The 2,604-nt window shown below is 74.5% G+C and carries 3 protein-coding genes and 1 pseudogene; 2 read left to right on the top strand and 2 right to left on the bottom strand.

Annotated elements, in window-relative coordinates; translation table 11 throughout:
- Both KBX39_RS28585 and KBX39_RS28580 read left to right on the top strand, forming a co-directional pair.
- A pseudogene (locus KBX39_RS28585) lies at nucleotides 1-391 on the top strand (hypothetical protein); the annotation flags it as partial.
- Nucleotides 392-458: 67 nt separating this feature from the next.
- Nucleotides 459-1,211, top strand: coding sequence for an SDR family NAD(P)-dependent oxidoreductase (locus tag KBX39_RS28580; protein WP_043326929.1), 753 nt, complete (start codon nucleotides 459-461; stop codon nucleotides 1,209-1,211).
- Nucleotides 1,212-1,252: 41 nt separating this feature from the next.
- Here the strand turns inward: KBX39_RS28580 and KBX39_RS28575 are convergent, their stop codons facing one another.
- A complete protein-coding gene (locus KBX39_RS28575) occupies nucleotides 1,253-2,044 on the bottom strand; it encodes an enoyl-CoA hydratase/isomerase family protein (RefSeq protein ID WP_043326927.1) in 792 nt (263 codons plus the stop codon).
- A 4-nt stretch (nucleotides 2,045-2,048) separates the two neighbouring features.
- On the bottom strand, nucleotides 2,049-2,604 hold a 556-nt coding region (locus tag KBX39_RS28570), incomplete at its 5' end, for a PaaX family transcriptional regulator C-terminal domain-containing protein (RefSeq protein WP_210873499.1).

The raw sequence follows: 2,604 nt of genomic DNA, 5'->3' as shown, positions 1-2,604 counted from the left end.
GTCCGGGACCCGGGAGGACCCGGACGATCCGCAGTCCGACCTGGCGGCCGGGCCGCTCGTGGTCGCGTACACCCGGCGGGCGCTGGACGAGCCGGTTCCGGTCGACGGCCCGGCGCCGGACGGACCGGTGGTCGCGCTCGACCCGGCCCGCTGGCGGGCGCTGGCCGACCGGCTCGGCCCGCCGCCGGCCCGCAGCACCTGGCTGGTCAGCCTGGACCTGCCGATCGAGGCGGCGTCGCGGGCCGAGGCGGTCCGGATCTTCTGGTCCTACGTGCAGGAGCTGGGCCCGCGGGAGCTGCCGGCGTTCGTCTCGCCCTACGGCGACGAGCTGGCCATGCAGGCGTTCGTGCTCGGCGTCGAGGCCAACCAGGATCCGGAAGAGGACGACTGACCCCCCGTCCCGGGCGGTAGCGTCCGGGACGAGGGCCGGCGCCGGCCGGCGTGGTCAAGGGGGTGCCATGCGGTTCCGGGACAGGGTCGTGCTGGTGACCGGCGGAGCGTCCGGCCTGGGTGAGGCGACGGCGCGCCGGTTCGCCGCCGAGGGCGGCAAGCTGGTGATCGCGGACATCAACACCGAGGGCGCCGAACGGGTGGCGTCGAGCCTGCCGGACGCGCTCGCGGTGACCATGGACACCGGCGACGCCACCTCCGTCGAGCGCGGCATCGCCGAGGCGGTCGCGCGGTACGGCAGGCTCGACGTGATCTTCAACAACGCCGGCATCGACGGGCAGCAGCAGGCGCTGCACGAGATGGACCTGGCGAACTGGGAGAAGGTCCGCCGGATCAACGGCGACGGCGTGTTCTACGTGCTGCGGTACGGCATCGACGCGATGCTGCGCTCCGGCGGCGGCGCGATCGTCAACACCTCGTCCACGGCCGGGCTGACCGCGCAGGACAACATCTCGCCGTACACGTTCACCAAGGCCGGCATCGTCGGGCTGACCCGGTCCGCGGCCGTCGAGTACGCCGCCCGGGGCGTACGCGTCAACGCGGTCGCCCCGACAGTGGTGATGACCCCGCTCGTGGAGCACTTCATCGCGAACGCGCCGGACCCGGAACAGATGCGCCGGCAGATGGAGTCGTTCAACCCGAAGCCCGGCATCCCGACCGCCGACGACGTGGCGGGCGTGGTGCTCTTCCTCGCCTCCGACGACGCGGCCTGGGTCACCGGGCACACGATCCCCATCGACGGCGGCTACGTGGCCCGCTGAGCGGGCGCGCGAGGGGTGCCCGGCGCCCGCCCCGGCCCGGTTCAGCGGCCCTCGAAGACCGGCTTCTGCTTGTTGACGAACGCCTTGGTGGCGGCGTGGTGGTCGGCGGTGGCGCCGCAGATCGCCTGCGCCTGCGCCTCGGCGGCCAGCGCGTCGGCGAGCGTGCCGGCGTCGGCGATGGAGAGCTGGCGCTTGATCGCCCCGTACGCGACGGTCGGGCCGGCGGCGAGCCGCGCGGCCAGCTCCTGCGCGGCCGGGAGCACCTGCTCGTCGTCGTCCACCAGCCGGTTCAGCAGGCCAAGCCGGCAGGCGTCGTCGGCGCTCACCGGCTCGGCGAGCATCAGCAGCTCGACGGCCTTGGCGTGGCCGACCAGCCGGGGCAGCGTCCAGGACGCGCCGGTGTCGGCGGCCAGCCCCACCCCGGCGAAGGCCATCAGGAAACGGGTCTTCGGGCCGCCGATGCGGAAGTCGGCGAGCAGGGCCAGTGAGGCGCCCGCCCCGGCGGCCATGCCGCGCACCGCGGCGACCACCGGCTTGGGCAGGTTGGCCAGCCGGGCGGCGATCGGGTTGTAGTGCGCCCGGACCGTGCCCAGCGGGTCGGCGTCGGCCGAGTCCAGCGTCTGCACGTGCTCGCGCAGGTCCTGCCCGGCGCTGAACGAGCCGCCCGCGCCGGTCAGCACCACGGCCCGGCAGGAGCGGTCGGTCTCCAGCTCGGCCAGGGTGTCCCGGAGCGCCTCCTTGAGCGCCACGTCGAGCGAGTTCATCGCCGTCGGGCGGTTCAGCGTCAGGGTGACGACGGCGTCGGTGCGGTCGACGAGCAGCGGCTCGGTCACGTTTCTAACGACCCTTCTGTCGTGCCAGGCGGTTGCTCGCGTCGAGGCACTGCTCGACGTACCGGTCGGCGGCCGGCCGGAGCCGGGCGGCGTGCCGGTCGAAGAAGCTGGCCGCGCTGGTGCCCGGCCACCGCTCGGGTAGCAGCGCCGGTGGCAGCTGCGGGTCCCGGAACAGGAACGTACGCCACGCGTGCACGAGCCGGAACCGGGCCGCGTACGCGTCCTCGTCGCTGCTGCGCACCGTGACGCCGGACAGGAGCGGCTTCTGCTCGGCGACGAAACGCTCGTACGCGCGGCCGATCTCGGCCAGGTCCCACGCGCGGCGGACCACGCCCATCGCGCCGGGCGTGCCGGAGGTGTGGGCGGCGGTGAACCGCTCGTAGCGCACGCCCGCCTCGTCGAGCAGCAGGTCGACGTCCTCGCCGGCGCGGGTGGCGACCCAGGTGCAGTCGTCGAGCGTGCCGTAGCCGAGGAAGCTGAGGTTGGCGGCGAGCCGCTGCCGGTCGCGGCGGGACGCGGGCGGGGTGAGCACCAGGAGGTCGAACCGTCCGTCCCAGCTG

Origin of the sequence: Micromonospora sp. D75, assembly GCF_018070405.1 — a bacterium.
In the GTDB taxonomy this organism is placed as follows: domain Bacteria; phylum Actinomycetota; class Actinomycetes; order Mycobacteriales; family Micromonosporaceae; genus Micromonospora; species Micromonospora chalcea.
Note: the sequence above shows the minus strand (reverse complement) of the source record. Positions and strands in the feature narration are given on the sequence as shown.